Raw genomic sequence first — 17,720 nt, forward strand, 5'->3', positions numbered from 1 at the left:
TCGTTGGTGACGGTGTTCGTGTGGAGCGGACCACACGCCAGGAGATCCGGATGCCGAGCCGGGCGTCCGCCGCCGTGAGGGAGCACGTCGTGCAGCACGAGAACCACCAGCACCACCACGAAGAGCGCCAGCACCACGGGGAGCACCGGCACGGCGCTCACGGACCTCACCCGTCCGCGAGCGACCGCGACCAGCCGCAGGAACGGACACACCCACCGGCCCAGAGCCCGACGAGCCCGACCGGCTGGGCCATGGCGATCCGCGCCACCCTCCACTGCCTGACCGGCTGCGCCATCGGCGAGGTCCTCGGCATGGCCATCGGCACCGCGCTGGGCTGGCACGACGTCCCGACCCTGGTGCTCGCCATCGTCCTGGCGTTCTTCTTCGGCTACCTGCTGACCGTGCAGGCCGTCCTCAGGGCCCGCGTCGGCCTGCGCGCGGCCGTCGGCATCGCGCTCGCCGCCGACACCCTGTCCATCACGGTGATGGAGGCCGTGGACAACGGCGTGCTGCTGCTCGTTCCCGGCGCCATGGACGCCGGCCTGTCCGACGCGCTCTTCTGGGGCGCCCTGGCCTTCGCCCTCGCCGTCGCCTTCGTCGTCACCGCGCCCGTCAACAAGTGGCTCATCGCCCGGGGCCGGGGCCACGCGGTGATGCACCAGCACCACCACGGGTGACGCACGGCCCGGCCGGGTCGCGGCTCCCTCAGGGGCTCAGTCGGGCACGGGCAGCAGGTGCGCCGCGAGGATCTCCGCCTCGCGGCGCAGCCGCTCGGCGTGGTCCGCCCGGCCGGCGCGCTCGTAGTCGTCCGCGGCGGAGAGCCGTTCGTCCCGCTCCGCGCGGACGATGCTCTCGACCTGCTCCTCGGTCAGCGCCCGCCGCGCGACGTCGGCCGCGCCGGCCCCCGCCGGGCTGTCCTCGATCGCCAGCGACGCGCCGGCCAGGGCCGAGCCGTCGACGGCCTCCGCGTTCTCGATCGCCGCCAGCGTGGCGCGCAGCGCCGCGACGGCGACGCGGTCACGGGACCTCATCGCGCCCGGGAGCGCGGCGCGGAGTCGTTGCCGCAGCGAGGCGGCGGGTTCGGTCGACATGCCGTGACCCTACGGGCTGGCCCTGGCCGAGCGCGACGGCGTTCCGGGGGCGGGAGGCGCCGCCGCGACGCCGCCGTGGGACCGCCGTGGGACCGCCGCGAGAACCGCCGCGAGAACCGCCGAAAGAAACTCGCGCGGCGATGTCGAGAATCCGTGGCTGGCTCCGTCCCGGGGGTGAACGCGACCACAATGGGTCGCACCAGTACCGAGGAGAACCACCATGGCCAAGTACCTGCTGCTCAAGCACTACCGCGGCGCGCCGGCAGCGGTCAACGACGTCCCCATGGACCAGTGGACGCCGGAGGAGATCTCGGCCCACGTCCAGTACATGCGCGACTTCGCGACCCGGCTGGAGGAGACCGGCGAGTTCGTCGACGGCCAGGCGCTCGCCCCCGAGGGCACCTTCGTGCGGTACGACGGCGAGGGACGCCCTCCGGTCACCGACGGCCCGTTCGCCGAGACCAAGGACCTCATCGCCGGCTGGATGGTGATCGACGTCGACAGCTACGAGCGCGCCGTCGAGCTGGCCGGGGAGCTGTCGGCCGCCCCCGGGGCGGGCGGGGAGCCGATCCACGAGTGGCTCGAGCTGCGCCCGTTCCTCACCGAGCCCCCCACCATCACGGAGTGACCCATCCGATGGACCCGATGGACGAGGCCCTGATCCACCGCCTCCGGAGCCTCACGCCCAGCGTCATCGGAATCCTCGTCCGCCGCGGAGCCGACTTCGCGGCGGCCGAGGACGCCGTGCAGGACGCGCTCGTCGAGGCGGTCCGGGCCCGGCCGGCCGACGCCTCCGCCACGCCTCCCGGTGCCCCCGGCTCGCCCAGCGCGGGTCGCCCGCTGCGGGACCCGAAGGGCTGGCTGGTCACCGTGGCCTGGCGCAAGTTCCTCGACGCGACGCGGTCGGAGGCCGCCCGCCGACGGCGTGAGGACCTCCTCGACGAGCAGCCCGCGCCCGGCCCCGTCTCCGCCGTGGACGACACGCTCCAGCTCTACTTCCTGTGCGCGCACCCCTCCCTGACGCCGTCGTCCGCCGTCGCGCTGACGCTGCGCGCCGTCGGCGGGCTCACCACCCGCCAGATAGCCCAGGCCTACCTCGTGCCCGAGGCGACCATGGCGCAGCGGATCAGCCGCGCCAAGCGCACCGTCTCCGGGGTGCGGTTCGACCAGCCCGGCGACGTCGCCACCGTGCTCCGCGTCCTCTACCTGGTCTTCAACGAGGGCTACTCCGGCGACGTCGACCTCGCGGCCGAGGCCATCCGGCTCACCCGGCAGCTCGCCGCCGCCGTCGACCACCCCGAGGTGGCGGGGCTGCTCGCCCTCATGCTGATCCACCACGCCCGGCGCGCCAGCCGCACCGCGCCCGACGGCGGCCTGGTGCCGCTCGCCGAGCAGGACCGAAGCCGGTGGGACACCGCGGCGATCGCCGAGGGCATCGCGATCCTCCAGGCCGCCCTCGCCCGCGACCGGCTGGGCGAGTTCCAGGCCCAGGCCGCCATCGCGGCCCTCCACGCCGACGCGCCCACCGCCGAGGAGACCGACTGGGTGCAGATCGTCGAGTGGTACGACGAACTCGCGCGGCTGACCGACAACCCGGTCGTCCGGCTCAACCGCGCGGTCGCCGTCGGCGAGGCCGACGGGCCCCGCGCCGGGCTCGCCGCGCTCGCGGCGCTGGACGACTCCCTGCCCCGCCACGCCGCGGTGGCGGCGTACCTCCACGAGCGCGACGGCGACCCGGCGACGGCGGCGCGGCTGTACGCGGAGGCCGCCGGCAAGGCGCCCAACCTGGCCGAACGCGACTACCTGACGCGGCAGGCCGCCCGCCTCAACACCGCGCGGCGCACCGCCGGCGGGGGCAGGACCGGCTAGCCGGGCGAGGAGAGGTCGAGCCGCATCACGACGCGCCGCCGCGTGGGCCGGCTGACCTCCCGGAAGCCGGCGTCCGCGAAGACGCTGACGCTGCCGACGTAGAGCTCGCCCCAGGTGACGTCCTCCCCGGGCCGCACCGTCATCGGGTACCCCTCGACCGCGCGGGCGCCGCGCTCCCGCGCGTGGGCGACGCTCGCGCGGGCCAGTGCCCGGCTGACGCCGCGGCGGCGGTAGCCCGCGCGGGTGACGAAGCAGGTGACGGCCCAGACGCCGGGGTCCTCCCGGTCCTCCTCGGGCCGGCCGGCCCACGGGACCCGAGCGTGCAGCAGGCGGACGTACGCCGTGCGCGGCGCGACCGCGCACCAGCCCACGGGCTCGCCGTCGAGGTACGCGACGAGGCCGCTGGTGGCGTCCGCCTCGGGACGGCCGGCGGCGGTCTGCTCGCGCAGCCGCTCCGCCCGCTCGGCGACGGGCCCCTCGCGCCACGCCGCGCCCCGCGTCCTGAACCACTGGCACTGGCAGCGGGCCGGCTCGCCGCGCGTGCCGAAGACCGCGCGCAGCTCCTCCCAGCCCGCCTCGTTGGCGGGTACGACCGAGATCATCGTCGCCGCGCTCCTCTCCCACCGTCTCCCCGTCGTATCGGCGAGCCGGACGGCCCGTGGCCGTGGAGTTCCGGATCCTGATCGTCGTGGACAACTGGTGGTACCGCAACATCGTCGAGCCCGGGAAGCTGCCGCTGCTCCTCGCGCTGCTGGCGTTCGTCGTCACCTTCGTCGCGACCCGTTGCACGACGCGGCTGATCCGGGCCGGGCGGGGCCCGTTCCGCGACGTGACGGCGGGCGGGCACCACGTGCACCACATGGTGCCCGGGGTGGTGCTGATGTGCGTCGGCGGCTTCGGCGCGATCGCCGCCGGCCGGGGGTGGGTGGCCGGGGCGACGGCGGTGGTGTTCGGGGTGGGGGCCGGGCTGGTGCTCGACGAGTTCGCGCTGATGCTGTACCTCCAGGACGTCTACTGGTCCGAGCAGGGCCAGAAGAGCGTCGAGGTCGTCGTGGTCACGGCGGCGCTGCTGGTCGTCCTGCTCGCCGGCTTCTCGCCGCTCGGCGTCAACGACCTCGGCGAGGACGAGCGCCAGGACCGCGCCGGCGTCATCACGACGCTGCTGGGGAACTTCGCCCTGGTGCTCGTCGCCCTCCTGAAGGGGAAGCTGCGGACCGCGCTGTTCGGCGTGCTCGTGCCGCTGGTGGCGCTCGTCGGGGCGGTGCGGCTGGCGCGCCCCGAGTCGTGGTGGGCGAAACGCGCCTACCGCCGCCGCCCCCGCACCACGGCGCGCGCCGAGCGCCGCGCGGAGCGGCACAACGCCCGGTGGGGCGCGCTGGAGCGGCGGCTGGACGACCTGCTCGGCGGCGCGCCGACGGCTCCCCGACCGGACCGCTGACCGGCCCTCGACCGGACGACTGACGGCCGCGATCCGCCAGGGCGTTGGCCACCACGGAACTGATCGTCACGAGTTGGGCAACCTCCCGGCCGCCGTGTGGGTCATCCCCGTAGCGTGGACGTCACCGCAGGTGGTGGCGGTGCGTCAGGGGTCGACGTGGAAGGGGAAGGGCCGCATGAGTCGTCGTTCGCGTGGTGTGGTGGGAGCCTGGGCGCAGGCACAGCGGCAACAACAGCTCAGGGCCCAGGCCGCGCACCGCACCTGGGAGCGCCAGCAGCGCGAGGAGGAGCGGCAGCGGCGCGCCTGGGAGCGCCATCTGGCGCGCACGGAGAAGGAGCGCCAGGCCGCGTACCGGCGGGGCCGGGAGGAGGCCGCGCGGCAGCGGACGGAGGAGCTTGAGGCACACGTCGCGCGCCTGGAGGGGCTGCTGGCCGCCGGCTGCGCCGCCCCCGCCTTCCACCCCGACGCCCTGACCAGGCCCGAGGAGATCGAGCCGTTCCAGCCGGGCCCGCTCGCCGAGCCCGTCCCGATGCCCGACCCCGCCCGGTACCAGGTGCGGCAGGACGGATGGGGGCCGTTCGGCGGCGCCCGGCGCGCGCAGGCGGAGGCCGAGGCGCGGGCCAGGTACGAGCGGGACTGGCACGCCGCCCAGGCCGCCGAGGCGCAGCGGCAGCAGCAGCTCGCCGCCTACCGGCAGCAGTACGAGCAGTGGGCGGGCGCCCGGCTGACGGAGATCCGCCGGCACAACGAGGACGCCGCGCAGCTCGTCGCGCGGGTGCGGCGGGGGGAGGCCGAGGCGGTCGTCGAGTTCTTCTCCGCCGCCCTGTACGCGTCCACCGTCTGGCCGGAGGACTTCCCGCACCGGGTCGAGGCGGCGTTCGACCCCGACGACCGCCAGCTGGTGCTGGACTGGGAGCTGCCGGCGTACGCCGTGGTCCCCGAGAACCGGGCGGTGCGGTACGTCGCCTCCTCCGACGAGGAACGCGAGACGGCCCGGCCGGCCACCCAGCGCCGCGCGCTGTACCGGAGCACGCTGGCGCAGTGCGTGCTGCTGGTGCTGCGGGAGCTGTTCGCGGCCGACGCGGCGGGCGCGGCCGGCGCGGCACGCGGCGCGGACGGGGCGCTGCGGTCCGTCGTCGTCAACGGCTTCGTCGACGACCACGACCCGGCGACCGGGCGGCGGACCCAGACCGTCCTGGCCACGGTCACCGCACCGCGCACCGCGTTCGAGGAGCTCGACCTGACGCGCGTCGACCCCGTGGAGTGCCTGGTCGGAGGGCTCGGCGGCCGGCTCTCCACGCGGCCCGACCAGCTCGCGGCCGTCACCCCGGGGCGGCGGCCCGCTGATGTGGGGCGGGGCGTGGTGTCGCTCGGCGACGACGACCCCGACCTGCTGGAGATGGACCCGGTCGCGTTCGAGGACCTGGTGGCTGAGCTGTTCCGCGCCCGCGGCATGCAGGCGGTCACCACGCAGCGCAGCAACGACGGCGGCGTGGACGTGGCGGCCTTCGACCCCGACCCGATCCGCGGCGGCCGGATCATCGTCCAGGTCAAGCGCTACCGGAACACCGTGCCGCCCAGCGCCGTGCGCGACCTGTACGGGACGGTGCAGGACGCGGGGGCGAACAAGGGCATCCTCGTCACCACCTCGGGCTTCGGTCCCGGCTCGGAGACCTTCGCCAACGGCAAGCCGCTGACGCTGATCAACGGCGGCCAGCTGGTGGCGCTGCTCCACGAGGCGGGCCTGCCGGGCCGCGTCGGCGGCGGCGCCCAGGCCCGAACGCCCGCACCCGAGCCCGCGCCCGAGCCCGTGCCCGTGCCTGAGCCGGTCACGCGGCGGGCGGCGGCACCGGCGCCCGTGCCCGCGCAGCGCACGGCGCCCACCGCTCCGGCTCCCGCTCCGGAGGAGGACGCGAACGTGCTGGGCATGGCGTGGCGGGGCGCGGTGGCACTCGACGTGTGCGCGCTCGTCTGCCAGGGCCAACGGGCACTGAGCGACCAGCACTTCGTCTTCTACAACAACCCGCGCACGCCCGACGGCGCCGTCCGGTCCGTGGCCGCGACCCCGCCCGACCGCGCCGCGCTGCGCGTCGCCTTCGACGGGCTGCCCGCGCACGCCGACCGGCTCGTGCTGGCCGCCGCCGTCGACCCGACCGTCGACCCCGACGCGGACCTGTCCGGCTTCGTCGACGCCCGCATCCGCCTGGCCGACGCGGCGGGCGCCGAGCTCGACACCCTCGACGTCTCCGACGGCCGACCCGGCGAGACCGCCCTGGTCCTCGGCTCCTTCCGCCGCCGACCGAACGGCGACTGGGCCTTCGTCACGGGCGGCCGGGGGTACACCGGGGGTCTCGCCGAGCTGATCGCCGACCACGGCATCGACGTGGCCTGACGGGGCCGCGGGAGCGCCGGGCGGACGGCTAGGCCGACACGGCCTAGGAGCGGTGGTACTGCGCGGGGACGTTCACCTCGCCGCCGAGCGTGACGGCGGCACGGCGCGGCCAGGACGGGTCGCGCAGCAGCTCGCGGCCCAGCAGCACGGCGTCGGCCCGGCCGCCGGCCACGATCTCCTCGGCCTGCTGCGCGTCCGTGATCAGGCCGACCGCCGCGACGGGCACGCCGGCCTCCTCGCGCACCCGCTGGGCGAACGGCACCTGGTATCCGGGGCCGACCTCGACCCTGGCGTCGGGGGCGTTGCCGCCGCTGGAGACGTCGATCAGGTCCACGCCGTGGGCCTGGAGCTCCTTGGCCAGCCGGACGGTGTCGTCCGTCGTCCAGCCCTCGCGCGCGTCGTCGGGGTTCTCCGTGAGCCAGTCGGTCGAGGAGACGCGGAAGAAGAGCGGCAGCTCCTCGGGCCACACCGCGCGGACGGCGTCGACGATCTCCAGCGCGAAGCGGGTGCGGCCCTCGAAGGAGCCGCCGTAGGCGTCGGTGCGGTGGTTGCTGTGGGGGGAGAGGAACTCGTGGATCAGGTACCCGTGGGCGCCGTGGATCTCGGCGACCTGGAAGCCGGCGTCCAGCGCGCGCCGCGCGGCGTCGGCGAACTGCAGGACGACGCGGCCGATCTCCTCCTCGGACAGCTCCTCCGGGATGGTCGACGCCGACGCGAAGGGGATGGGGCTCGGGCCGACCGGCTGCCAGCCGAGCGGCTGGTCAGGGGCGATCTCGCGCGGGCCCTCGACCCAGGTGCGCTCGGTCGACGCCTTGCGCCCCGCGTGGGCGAGCTGGATGCCGGGCACGGTGCCCTGCGCCGTCAGGAAGGCCGTGACGCGCCGGAAGGCGTCGGCCTGGGTGTCGTTCCAGATGCCGAGGTCGTAGGGGGAGATGCGGCCCTCGGGGCTGACGGCGGTGGCCTCCGTGATGATCAGGCCCGCGCCGCCGGTGGCGCGGGCGCCGAGGTGGACGAGGTGCCAGTCGTTCGGCGCCCCGGTCGCCTCGCCGTCGGGGGCGGCGCTGTACTGGCACATCGGAGCCATCCACACGCGGTTGGGGATGGTCAGGGACCGAAGGGTGTACGGGGTGAAGAGGGTGGCGCTCACGTCGACTCGACCTCCTGGCGGATGGGCTCGCCGCGAGAATAGTTGCAGACGCCATTACTTGCAAGCGCCGACTATTGCGCCCTGTGTCCTATCCTGGTCGTAGCCGTTGACCGGGACGAAGGAGGACGCGCACATGACCGCGACGGACCCCGCGCCCGCGCCCACGTCCGCCCTGCCCACGTCCGCCCTGCCCGCGCCGCCCGGTCTCGCCCAGGGCTGGTGTGCCCTCTCCCTCCTCCACGGGAGGATCGAGGCCCACCTCGAACGCGTGCTCCAGGCCGGGCACGAGCTGAGCGTGCGCGAGTACTCCCTGCTCGACGTGCTCAGCCGGCAGCTCGACGGCGGCCGGCACCTCCAGATGAAACAGGTCGCCGACGCCGTGGTCCTCAGCCAGAGCGCCACCACCCGGCTCGTCACGCGCCTGGAGGACCGGGGCCTGCTGGAGCGCGTCCTGTGCCCGACCGACCGGCGCGGCATCTACACCAACGTGACCGAGGCGGGCCTGGCCCTGCTGGAGCGCGCGCGGCCCACTCACGACGCGGCCCTGCGCGAGGCCCTCGACGAGGCCGCGAGGAACCCGGAGCTGACGCCGCTGGTCCGCGCCGTCGAGTCGCTGACCGCGCCCGCGTCCGCGTCCGCCCCGAGGTAGCGATCACTCCGTCGACACGGAGTCCTGGCGCTTCCTGGCGTGGAAGCGCGCCTTCTTCTGACGGTTCCCACAGGTGTTCATGTCGCACCATCTGCGGGTGCGGCTCCGGCTGGTGTCGAAGAAGGCGGCCCGGCAGCTCGGTGACGCGCACAGGGCCAGCCTTCCGTCCCGTTCGCCGGCGATGATGCTGATCGCGTCGGCGGCGATCACGCCGAGGGCGTCCTCCACGGACGTCGAGCCGAGCCGCCACTGCCGTTCGCCCTCGGGTGTCAGGATGGCCGCCGCTCGTCCCTGGACGCTGTGGTCGTTGATGACCTGGACGGCGGACGCGGGGAGGGGATCCTGGAGCGCGGCCGCCGTCGCGGCGGCGTGGATCGACTCCCTCAGCTCCCGGGCGCGGTCGAGCTGGGCGGGGGTGCAGGAGTCCACGACGAGGCCGTTCACCGCAAGCCAGTCGACGAGTCGTTGTGGCGTGGGGATGCGCTCCACGGGGTGTCCGTGACGCTCCGAGAGCGTGCCCGTGAAGCTGGTCGCCAGCACGGTACCGAGGCGGAAGTCGGGGAACCCGGTGGCACGCATGGAACCACCATAGCCGGTTGCACGCCGCGCGGCGGCGTGTTAGAACCGTCTTAGCCGGTTCCACTATGGTCAGGAGGACTCATGCCCCGCCTCGCCAGCGACGTGCAGGCATTCGAAGCCCACGCCACCGACGCCGACCTCGACGACCTGCGTGCGCGACTGGCCGCGGCGCGGCTACCGGAGGCCGAGACGGTCCACCGCGCCGCGCCCGGCCCGCGCCGGTGGGACCAGGGCGTTCCCCTCGCCGACCTCGTCGACGTCGTGGACTACTGGCGCACCGGGTACGACTGGCGGGCGTTCGAGGACCGCCTCCACCGCATCGGCCAGTTCCGCACGACCATCGATGACCTGGGAATCCACTTCCTGCACCGCCGATCCGCGCGCGCGGACGCCACCCCCGTGATCCTGACGCACGGCTGGCCGGGCAGCGTCGCCGAGTTCGTCGACGTGGTGGACGAGCTGGCGGATCCGGACGACGCGGACGCGCCCGCGTTCCACGTGGTGGCCCCGTCGCTGCCGGGCTTCGGTTACAGCGACAAGCCGGCCACCACCGGGTGGGGGACCGAGAAGATCGCGGCCGCGTGGGTGGAGCTGATGGGAAGGCTCGGCTACGGCACGTTCCTGGCCCACGGCGGCGACTGGGGAGGCAACATCACCACGGTGCTCGGCGGCAGGTTCCCCGAGCACGTTCTCGGCATCCACACCACGTTCGCGGAGGGACCGCCCGGTCTGACGACGGACGGGCTGACGGCGGTCGAACGCAGGTGGGCCGAGGAGACCCGCGACTTCTGGCACCACCGCGCCGCGTACGCGAAGCAGCAGGCGACCCGACCGCAGACCATCGGCTACGCGCTCGTCGACTCGCCGGTCGGGCTTCTCGCCTGGATCCTAGACAAGTTCGCCGAGTGGTCGGACACCGAGGACAGCCCGTTCGAGAGGATCTCCAGGGACCGCGTTCTCGACGACGTCACCCTGTACTGGCTGACGCGGACGGGCGCGTCGGCGGCCCGCATCTACTACGAGAGCCACAACGCGCTGGACCCGGAACTCCGGGTGGACGTCCCCTCGGCGATCACCATGTATCCCCGCGACGTCGAGAGGTATCCGCGCCCCTGGGCGCAGGAGCGGTACCGACAGATCGTCCGATGGAGGTCGCCCGAGGTCGGGGGCCACTTCCCGTCGCTGGAGGTTCCCGGGTATTTCGTCAGGGACCTACGGGAGGGCCTCGCGGCGGTGCTGGCCGCTCGTCGGTGAGGGCGGCTCGGGGCGCCGGCACTCGATCGTTCTCGGACGGGCGGCGTGGGACCGTCCGCCCCGCAGCCCTCGACGCCCACTCGCCCACCCGCCCACACCCCGACACCGCGTCAGGTCGCGGCCCTCAAGCATCGCGAGGGCCGCGATCAGTGGCGTCGGTGGCGAGAGCGAGCAGAGTTCAGACGTCGGGCAGGGCGTCGCCCTTGACGGCGGTGACGAACGAGGACCACCCGGCCGCAGGAAACACCAGCGCCGGGCCATCGGGGTTCTTGCTGTCCCGCACGGGTATGGCGCCCGGGATGTTGTCTGCCACCTCGACGCAGTCACCGTTGTCCGCGCCGCTGTAGGTTGACTTGCGCCAGCTCGACGGAGTCGAGACCTTGGAAGTTCTAGCTTCCTTCATTCCTGTACTCTTTCAGGTATGTGCTGATCAAGTCGGAGGATTCTTTCCCAGGAAGAGCCTTCGAGCATGCGAGTTCGAAGAGATGCACCAGTTCGGCGATCTTCTTCGGCGATTCGACAAACTCGCCGTTCTTGAAGCTCTCGACCAAGCCGACCGTTCCACCCTCTGCCAGGGCGAGGAGATTCAGGCTACCTCCTAGCATGGGGTGTGCGCCCTGGGCAAACGGGAGCACCTGAACCGCGACCTGCGGCTTCTCGGTTGCTTCAAGGATCGCCGCCAGTTGGGTCGACATGCAGTCGCCCCCTCCGATGGGACGCTTGAGCGCCGATTCGTCCATGATTGCCCAGTAGAAGGGTGGTTCGTTCGTGTCGAAGATGCGCTTGCGCTGCATGCGAGCGTCGACGCGTGCTCTGAGCTTGTCGTCTGACTCACCCGGGATTCCCGACCGGAACAGCTCCAACGCGTACGATTCGGTCTGAAGAAGCCCTGGAACGACCGAGCTGCCGAATGCCTGGATCCGGACTGCCTTCCGCTCATAGGTGACGATCGCTCGGCTGTAGTCCTTGATCTCGCTCTCGCGGGATGCCTCCAGTAATTCGGCGAACAGCCCGTCTGTATCGAAGCGGTTATCGAGTGCTTTCGCCAGGTCGTCGGAAGGAGCTTGCTGGCCCTTCTCCACGCGATGGATATATGTGTGCGGATAGCCGACTTGCTCCGCCAGTTCGCGTAGCGTCAGTCGCTCTTTCGTTCGCAACTTCTCCAGGCGGCGGGCGAGCATGGCCTGCGGCGTGGTGCGGTGGTCATCAGTGTTCGATTCCATATGCTCGAACCTCCGTGCGGCCAAGCGCTGTTCACTGAGGGGTTTTGGTTACAGCGTACGTGTGCACCGGGCGTTCCCGATGGGGGATGGTTATACCAAGTCGGCTGATCGCGAGCCGATAACCCGCCCTTGCGTCACGCGGAGGACTGCGCCCGGTCCTCGGTTGGCTGACATGTTCCGGCAGGGGACGGGTCTCACATCAACAACCAGGCCGCGCACGAGAACCCCGGCGACGGGTGCCACCGCCCCGGGGCGCGGCCGACAACTGCGGAGGAGTTGGCGACGTGGCCAACGGTAACTCGAAGTTCGTTGGGACACTCTTGCGCCCGGCATCCGTGGGCATCGACGACGGCTCGCGCCGGATTCACGGCGCGAGGGTGATGACCCGGTGAGCGGGGAAACGTCGGCGGCCCCGGCCCCGGCCGTGTCGGCCGGCGGACAGCCGGGCCCGGCGCAGGCGCAGAACGGCGGTGCGGACAGCGCGACCCTGAAAAGGCTCCGCGAGGAAGTGCGCAAGGCCAACGAGGCGGCCAGGAAGAACCGGGAGAGCAGGGGCGGCAGGGCACGCGGGGGATCGCGGTGAGCGCTCACGTGGTCCTGCGAGGTGCGACGTTGATGCTGTGCGCGGAACGGGCGCAGGAGGCGCCGGCCGCGTTGTACCGGGCGGCCTGCCTGAGTTGCCCCGCCGAATCCGACCTCGCGCGGGACGACCCCAGGCCCGTTCAGGTCTGGGCGCTGGGGCACGCCGAAGAGTTCGGCCTCGAACACCATCAGTTCCGCGTCACGGCGCACGACTACTGGCGCGTCGACCCGATCCACGCTCCGGTGGGAGCGGTGCCGTGGCCGCCCGTCGGCGGCGCCGCTCCTCCGCCGGGCGCGACCGTCCCCGGCGCCTCGCCCGGCGGTTCGGCCGCGCGGGCGAGACCGCGTCGGGGGTGGCGCCTGCGCAGGGGCATGAGGCGGTGGCGTCGACCGGTGGTGGCCCTGGCGATCCGTGGCGCTGGTTTCCTGCTGGTGTCCGTGCTCGTGCTCTGGTCGGCGCTGGGGGAGGCGTCGCCCGGGAGCGCGCGCGGTCGGCACGCGCCGCGCGGCGGCCGTCGGCGGAGAGGGCGGCGCGTGACGCCGGCCGGGCTGGTGGACCTACTCCGACTCGCTCCGCCCCCGCGCTGGCGATCCCCTCCGTAGACCCCCTGCCCCCTCGGGGGCAGGGACCCGGATCCCGCCCGCCTCCGGGCAGGAGGCGGGCGGGGAAGTCCCCCGATCGGACAAGCCAGGAGCGCGGGCAGACGTGCCCGATCCCAGCGGTCGCTCCCCCCAGCCTGAGGGCTGGGAGGCGCCCCCACGGAGCTCCCGCCCCGGTCCGCCCTCGTACGCGGGGTGCCGCACAGCGGTGAGGGACACCAGGCCCGCCCTTCGCCAGACGACGCGCGGAGGGCGGCCACCGAACCCGTTCCGGGCGGCGGTCGCGGCTGGAACACCGAGCCGCCGCCCGGAACGGGACGACATGACCGCCATCCGTGTGACGGGGACGTACACGCTCCCTCACCCCGACGCCAACGCAGTGCTCACGGCGGCGGAGAGTCCGATGACCATGACTGCCAGCCCGACACGAGATCCCTCCGCCGGCGCCGTGTGAGCCCGGCGACTACTGCGGGCCTGGGCCGTTGAGTGGCTGTGACCCCAGGAGATGAGCATGCGGCTCCCCACGCCTGACCTTCTGGCGTTGATGCGTCCGCACACGGGACACGTGACCGACGTCCGACCAGCGCGCGGCTTCAGTTCGGACCTGGTCGCGGTGATCGAGTGTGAGAACGGGCCGTACTTCGTCAAGGCTGTTCGGAACGCGGGAACACGCCGCGTCTCCATGCGCTGTGAGAGGGCCATCAACCCGTTCGTCCAGCCGCTCTCGCCGCCTCTGCTGTGGCAGAGCGAGGACGAGGACTGGATCGTTCTGGGGTTCGAGGTCGTTGACGGTCGGCGGGCCGATTTCGGCGTGGAGTCCGACGACCTGTGTGAGGCGCGGGGCGAGGAGCGTTACTGATCCTCTGCGGAGGCGGTGCTTCCTCCTGCGGAAGAGGAGCCGGAGGCCGCACCCGCGTGTCACGCGTCGTGCGGAGCGGCGCTCGTGGTTCGCCAGGCGCGGCGAGCGCCTGGAGCGGCTGCGAGGTGTGCGCCGCCTGTTCCCCCTGACGCGACTCGCGAGTAACGTGAACGCGATCCACGTTCATCTCTCGCTGTCCGGGAGGGCAAGGGTGCTGCTGAAGGAAGAACGCGAGGAGCTGGTCGCCGCCGGGCGTCGGCTGGCCGGGGCGGGGCTCGTCATCGGCACGGCCGGGAACCTCTCCGTCCGCGTGGACGAGCTGGTCGCCGTCACGCCCACCGGCGGCGTGATCAGCGAGCTCACCCCGGAGATGGTGACTGTCCTCGACCTGGACGGGAACATCGTGGAGGGTGAGCTGGCCCCCACCTCCGAGGTCCCGCTGCACCTGGCCGTCTACCGGGCCACCGGCGCGGGCGCGATCATGCACACCCACGCGGTGACCTCCACGGCGCTGGCCTGCACCACCCTCACCGAGATACCGGTGGTGCACTACGCGATGCTGAGCCTCGGCGGCAGCCTCCGCGTCGCCCCCTACGCCACCTACGGCACCCGCGAGCTGGCCGCGCACGTCGTCGCCGCGCTCGACGGGCGGCAGGCCGCCCTCATGGCCAACCACGGCTCGATCGCCCTCGGCTCCACCCTCGCGAAGGCCGTCGACCACCTCGAACTCACCGAGTGGGTCGCCGAGGTCTACGCCCGCACCCTCACGCTCGGCACGCCCCGCCCGCTCGACGAACGCGAGCAGGAGGCCGTCATCCACCAGGCCCTGGCCGGGGGCTACGGCACGACGAGGAAGCTGTGAGGGACCCCGTGACCACCCCAGCCGGCGCCACCGAGCGCGCCACCGAGCACGCCACCCGGCGCGCCACCGACCGCGTCGTCTCCGCGTGGCCGGACGTGGACGCCGTCGAACGTCGCCTTGACCGCCTCGTCCACACCCCGCCCCGCCGCCTCCCCGAGCGGGCCCTGGCCGACTACCACGCCTGGTACGTCGAGCACACCCCCGGCTCCCGCGCCACCGCCGAGGAGGCCGCCGCCTACATCCCCGACGGCGTGCAGCACAACCTCGCCCTCAACGACCCCTGGCCGCTGGAGATCGTCCGCGCCGACGGCGCCCACCTCTGGGACACCGACGGCAACCGCTACGTCGACTTCCTCGCCGCCGGCGGCCCCACCGTCCTCGGCAGCAACCACGCGCCCGTCCGCGAGAAGGTCACCGAACTCCTCGCCACCTGCGGCCCCGTCACCGGCATGCTCCACGCCTACGAGGTCCGCCTCGCCAAGCTCATCCACGACTTCGTCCCCAGCGTCCAGCGCTTCCGGATGCTCGGCAGCGGCACCGAGGGCGTGATGGCCGCGCTCCGCGTCGCCCGCGCCCACACCGGCAGGGCCCACGTCGTGAAGGTCGGCGGCGCCTACCACGGCTGGTCCGACCAGGTGGTCTACGGCCTGCGGCTGCCCGGCACCGGCGCTCTGGAGGCCGCCGGCATCCCCGCCGACGCCCTGCGCCTGACCCACGAGGTCCCGCCCGGCGACCTCGACGCCCTCCGCGACCGTCTCGCCGCCAACGAATCCGCGGGCGGCACCGCCGCCGTCATCGTCGAGCCGATCGGCCCGGAGAGCGGCACCCACCTCGCGCGCCCCGCGTTCAACGCCCAGGTCCGCGAGCTGTGCGACGAGTTCGGCGCGCTGCTCGTCTTCGACGAGGTCGTCACCGCCTTCCGCCTCGGCATGGGCGGTGCCCAGGCGTACTTCGACGTCCGACCCGACCTCACCGTCTTCGGCAAGTGCGTGGCCGGCGGCTACCCGGCCGCCGGGGGCCTCGGCGGCAGCCAGGAGGTGATGGCGGTCCTGGAGGGCGGCCTGACCGCCGTCGGCACCCGCGCCTTCGTCGGCGGCACCCTGTCGGCCAACCCCCTGTCCTGCGCCGCCGGCTACCACGCGCTGCTGGAGATGGACCGCACCGGCGCCCCCGCCCGCGCCGCCCGTGCCGGGGACCGGCTGCGCGCCGGCCTGGCGGAGCTGATCGACCGCCACGCGCTGCCCTACGTCACCTACAACATCGGCTCCATCGTCCACCTCCACACCTCCGGCGTCCTCCACCTCTCGCTCGACGACCCGGCGTTCGCCGACGAACTCGGGCCGCGCACCCGGATGCTGGGAGAGATGTCCATGGCCTACTCCGCCGAGGGGATGATCACCATCGCCGGCAGCCGCCTCTACACGAGCATGGCCCACACCGACGCGGTCATCGACGACGCCCTCGCGCGCTTCGGCCGCGTCCTGGCCGCAGCCGCGGCGCCGGGGAACGGGTCGCCGTGACGGGCCCGGCGCCCCGCCTCGTCGTCGGCGTGGACCTCGGCACCTCCGGCGTCAAGGTGCTGCTCGCCACCGCCGACGGCCGTGAGGTCCTCGGCCACGCCGCCGAGCGCACCCCGGTGCGCCTGCTGCCCGGCGGCGGCGCCGAGCAGGACCCCGACGACTGGTGGCGCGCGATCACCACGGCCGTGCGCCGGCTGCTGGCGGGCCGCCCCGACGCCGACCCGGCCCGCGTGGCCGCGATCTGCGTCTCCGCGCAGTGGGGCGGCACCGTCCCCGTCGACGCCGAGGGGCGCCACCTCCACAACGCGCTGATCTGGCTCGACGGCCGGGGCGCCCCCCACACCCGCCGCCTGGCCGGCGGCGGCCTGCGCGTCCCCGGCACCGGGTACAACGCGCGCCGGCTGCGCGCCTGGCTCTCCCGCACGGGCGGCGCGCCCACCCTCACGGGGAAGGACCCCGTCGGGCAGGCCCAGTTCCTGCGGCACGCCCACCCCGAGGTCTACGAGCGAGCCGCCTGCCTCCTGGACGTCCCCGAGTACCTCACGGCCCGCCTGACGGGCCGGCGGGTCGCGGCCTACGACACGGCCGTGCTGCGCTGGTGCACCGACAACCGCGTGCCCGACGCGGTCCGCTACGACGAGCGGCTCGTGCGGCTGGCCGGGTGGGACGCCGCCAAGCTGCCCGAACTCGTGCCGCCCGCCCGCGTCGTCGGGCCGATCCTGCCCTCGGCCGCCGCCGAGACCGGCCTCGGGGAGCACGTCCAGGTGGTCGCCGGCACCGGCGACACCACGGCCACGGCCGTCGGCGCCGGCGCCGTCCGCGACCACGAGGCGCACCTGTACGTCGGCACCTCGGCGTGGCTGAGCTGCCACGTGCGCCGCAAGAAGACCGACGTGCGCACGAACATCGCCTCGCTCCCGTCCGTCGTGCCCGGCCGGTACTGGGTGGCCACGGTGCAGGACGTGGCGGGCAGGGGCGTCGACTGGGTCGCCGGCGTCCTCACGCCCGACGCCGTCGAGGGCGAGGGAGGGGCGGGCGACGGGCGCGCGGTGGCGCGCCTCAACGAGCTGGCCGCAGGCTCCCCGCCCGGCGCGGGCGGCGTCGTCTTCACCCCCTGGCTCAACGGCGAGCGCACCCCCGTCGACGACCCGACCGTCCGCGGCGGCTGGTTCAACCTCTCCCTCACCACCACCCGCGCCGACCTCGCCCGCGCCGCGTTCGAGGGCGTGGCCCTGAACGCCCGCTGGCTGGCCGAGTCGGTCGAACGCTTCACGGGGCGCCCCTTCCCGCACCTGACCTTCGTCGGCGGCGGCGCCACCTCCGAACTGTGGTGCCAGGCCATGGCCGACATCCTGCGCCGCCCCGTCCGGCAGCTCACGGACCCCGTCCTCGCCCCGGCGCGCGGCGCCGCGTTCCTCGCGGGCGTCGCCCTCGGCGAGCTGACGTGGGAGGAGATCCCGGAACGGGTCGCGGTCGCGCGCGAGTTCCTGCCGGACGAGGACCCGGCCGTCCGCGGTGTCTACGACGCGGCGTACGCGACGTTCCGCACCCTCTACCGGCGCAGCCGCGGCCTGTACACCGGGGCCGACCAGGGCGGGCCGCGACGCCGGGCCGCGCCGTGACGCCGCTGGCCGGAAGAGCCCCGGTCACCGGGG

General features: G+C 73.8%; 18 protein-coding genes. 12 read left to right on the plus strand and 6 right to left on the minus strand.

Annotated features, from left to right (window positions below; genetic code table 11):
* Positions 1 to 50 precede the first annotated feature (50 nt).
* Complete coding sequence (locus ACTWP5_RS11585) at positions 51 to 677, plus strand: DUF4396 domain-containing protein (RefSeq protein ID WP_443220908.1); 627 nt, start codon at positions 51 to 53, stop codon at positions 675 to 677.
* Positions 678 to 713: 36 nt separating this feature from the next.
* Here ACTWP5_RS11585 and ACTWP5_RS11590 read toward each other — a convergent pair whose 3' ends face one another.
* On the minus strand, positions 714 to 1,091 hold the full coding sequence (locus ACTWP5_RS11590; RefSeq protein WP_443220771.1) for a hypothetical protein: 378 nt from the start codon (positions 1,089 to 1,091) through the stop codon (positions 714 to 716).
* Positions 1,092 to 1,311: 220 nt separating this feature from the next.
* On the opposite strand from ACTWP5_RS11590, the gene ACTWP5_RS11595 reads away from it, so the two are divergent.
* Positions 1,312 to 1,719 (plus strand): YciI family protein, encoded by a 408-nt coding sequence (locus ACTWP5_RS11595; RefSeq protein WP_443220772.1) that lies wholly within the window; start codon positions 1,312 to 1,314, stop codon positions 1,717 to 1,719.
* A 17-nt stretch (positions 1,720 to 1,736) separates the two neighbouring features.
* The gene (locus tag ACTWP5_RS11600; RefSeq protein WP_443220909.1) at positions 1,737 to 2,960 is read left to right on the plus strand and encodes an RNA polymerase sigma factor; all 1,224 of its coding nucleotides are present in this window, start codon (positions 1,737 to 1,739) and stop codon (positions 2,958 to 2,960) included.
* On the opposite strand, the gene ACTWP5_RS11605 is transcribed toward ACTWP5_RS11600, so the two are convergent.
* The gene (locus ACTWP5_RS11605) at positions 2,957 to 3,562 is read right to left on the minus strand and encodes a GNAT family N-acetyltransferase (RefSeq protein ID WP_443220773.1); all 606 of its coding nucleotides are present in this window, start codon (positions 3,560 to 3,562) and stop codon (positions 2,957 to 2,959) included. The two genes, ACTWP5_RS11600 and ACTWP5_RS11605, sit on opposite strands and share 4 nt — an antisense overlap.
* A gap of 86 nt (positions 3,563 to 3,648) precedes the next feature.
* On the opposite strand from ACTWP5_RS11605, the gene ACTWP5_RS11610 reads away from it, so the two are divergent.
* Both ACTWP5_RS11610 and ACTWP5_RS11615 read left to right on the plus strand, forming a co-directional pair.
* Positions 3,649 to 4,398, plus strand: a complete 750-nt coding sequence (locus tag ACTWP5_RS11610; protein ID WP_443220910.1) for a hypothetical protein — start codon at positions 3,649 to 3,651, stop codon at positions 4,396 to 4,398.
* A 175-nt stretch (positions 4,399 to 4,573) separates the two neighbouring features.
* Complete coding sequence (locus ACTWP5_RS11615) at positions 4,574 to 6,790, plus strand: restriction endonuclease (protein WP_443220774.1); 2,217 nt, start codon at positions 4,574 to 4,576, stop codon at positions 6,788 to 6,790.
* 43 nt (positions 6,791 to 6,833) lie between these two features.
* On the opposite strand, the gene ACTWP5_RS11620 is transcribed toward ACTWP5_RS11615, so the two are convergent.
* Positions 6,834 to 7,937: an NADH:flavin oxidoreductase/NADH oxidase gene (locus ACTWP5_RS11620; protein ID WP_443220775.1), complete on the minus strand. Its 1,104-nt coding sequence runs from the start codon at positions 7,935 to 7,937 to the stop codon at positions 6,834 to 6,836.
* Positions 7,938 to 8,070: 133 nt separating this feature from the next.
* On the opposite strand from ACTWP5_RS11620, the gene ACTWP5_RS11625 reads away from it, so the two are divergent.
* On the plus strand, positions 8,071 to 8,586 hold the full coding sequence (locus ACTWP5_RS11625; RefSeq protein WP_443220776.1) for a MarR family winged helix-turn-helix transcriptional regulator: 516 nt from the start codon (positions 8,071 to 8,073) through the stop codon (positions 8,584 to 8,586).
* Between the two features lie 3 nt (positions 8,587 to 8,589).
* On the opposite strand, the gene ACTWP5_RS11630 is transcribed toward ACTWP5_RS11625, so the two are convergent.
* Positions 8,590 to 9,165, minus strand: coding sequence for a CGNR zinc finger domain-containing protein (locus tag ACTWP5_RS11630; protein WP_443220777.1), 576 nt, complete (start codon positions 9,163 to 9,165; stop codon positions 8,590 to 8,592).
* 81 nt (positions 9,166 to 9,246) lie between these two features.
* Here ACTWP5_RS11630 and ACTWP5_RS11635 point away from each other — a divergent pair, with 81 nt between their 5' ends.
* A complete protein-coding gene (locus tag ACTWP5_RS11635) occupies positions 9,247 to 10,419 on the plus strand; it encodes an epoxide hydrolase (protein ID WP_443220778.1) in 1,173 nt (390 codons plus the stop codon).
* Positions 10,420 to 10,597: 178 nt separating this feature from the next.
* Here the strand turns inward: ACTWP5_RS11635 and ACTWP5_RS11640 are convergent, their stop codons facing one another.
* Complete coding sequence (locus ACTWP5_RS11640) at positions 10,598 to 10,822, minus strand: DUF397 domain-containing protein (RefSeq protein WP_443220779.1); 225 nt, start codon at positions 10,820 to 10,822, stop codon at positions 10,598 to 10,600.
* Positions 10,809 to 11,642: a helix-turn-helix domain-containing protein gene (locus ACTWP5_RS11645; protein ID WP_443220780.1), complete on the minus strand. Its 834-nt coding sequence runs from the start codon at positions 11,640 to 11,642 to the stop codon at positions 10,809 to 10,811. Before ACTWP5_RS11645 ends, ACTWP5_RS11640 begins: the two co-directional genes overlap by 14 nt.
* A gap of 579 nt (positions 11,643 to 12,221) precedes the next feature.
* Between ACTWP5_RS11645 and ACTWP5_RS11650 the strand changes: the two genes are divergently transcribed.
* The 5 genes from ACTWP5_RS11650 (at position 12,222) to ACTWP5_RS11670 (ending at position 17,687) form a co-directional block, all read left to right on the plus strand.
* Entirely contained in the window at positions 12,222 to 12,827 is a 606-nt protein-coding gene (locus ACTWP5_RS11650; RefSeq protein WP_443220781.1) for a DUF7848 domain-containing protein, read from the plus strand.
* A gap of 508 nt (positions 12,828 to 13,335) precedes the next feature.
* Positions 13,336 to 13,683, plus strand: a complete 348-nt coding sequence (locus ACTWP5_RS11655) for a hypothetical protein (RefSeq protein ID WP_443220782.1) — start codon at positions 13,336 to 13,338, stop codon at positions 13,681 to 13,683.
* Positions 13,684 to 13,894: 211 nt separating this feature from the next.
* Entirely contained in the window at positions 13,895 to 14,545 is a 651-nt protein-coding gene (locus ACTWP5_RS11660) for a class II aldolase/adducin family protein (protein ID WP_443220783.1), read from the plus strand.
* Positions 14,546 to 14,553: 8 nt separating this feature from the next.
* Entirely contained in the window at positions 14,554 to 16,065 is a 1,512-nt protein-coding gene (locus ACTWP5_RS11665; RefSeq protein ID WP_443220784.1) for an aspartate aminotransferase family protein, read from the plus strand.
* Entirely contained in the window at positions 16,062 to 17,687 is a 1,626-nt protein-coding gene (locus ACTWP5_RS11670; RefSeq protein ID WP_443220785.1) for a xylulokinase, read from the plus strand. Before ACTWP5_RS11665 ends, ACTWP5_RS11670 begins: the two co-directional genes overlap by 4 nt.
* The last annotated feature ends 33 nt before the right edge of the window (positions 17,688 to 17,720 follow it).

This window comes from Streptomyces sp. 4N509B, from assembly GCF_052245655.1.
Taxonomy (GTDB): Bacteria; Actinomycetota; Actinomycetes; order Streptomycetales; family Streptomycetaceae; genus Streptomyces.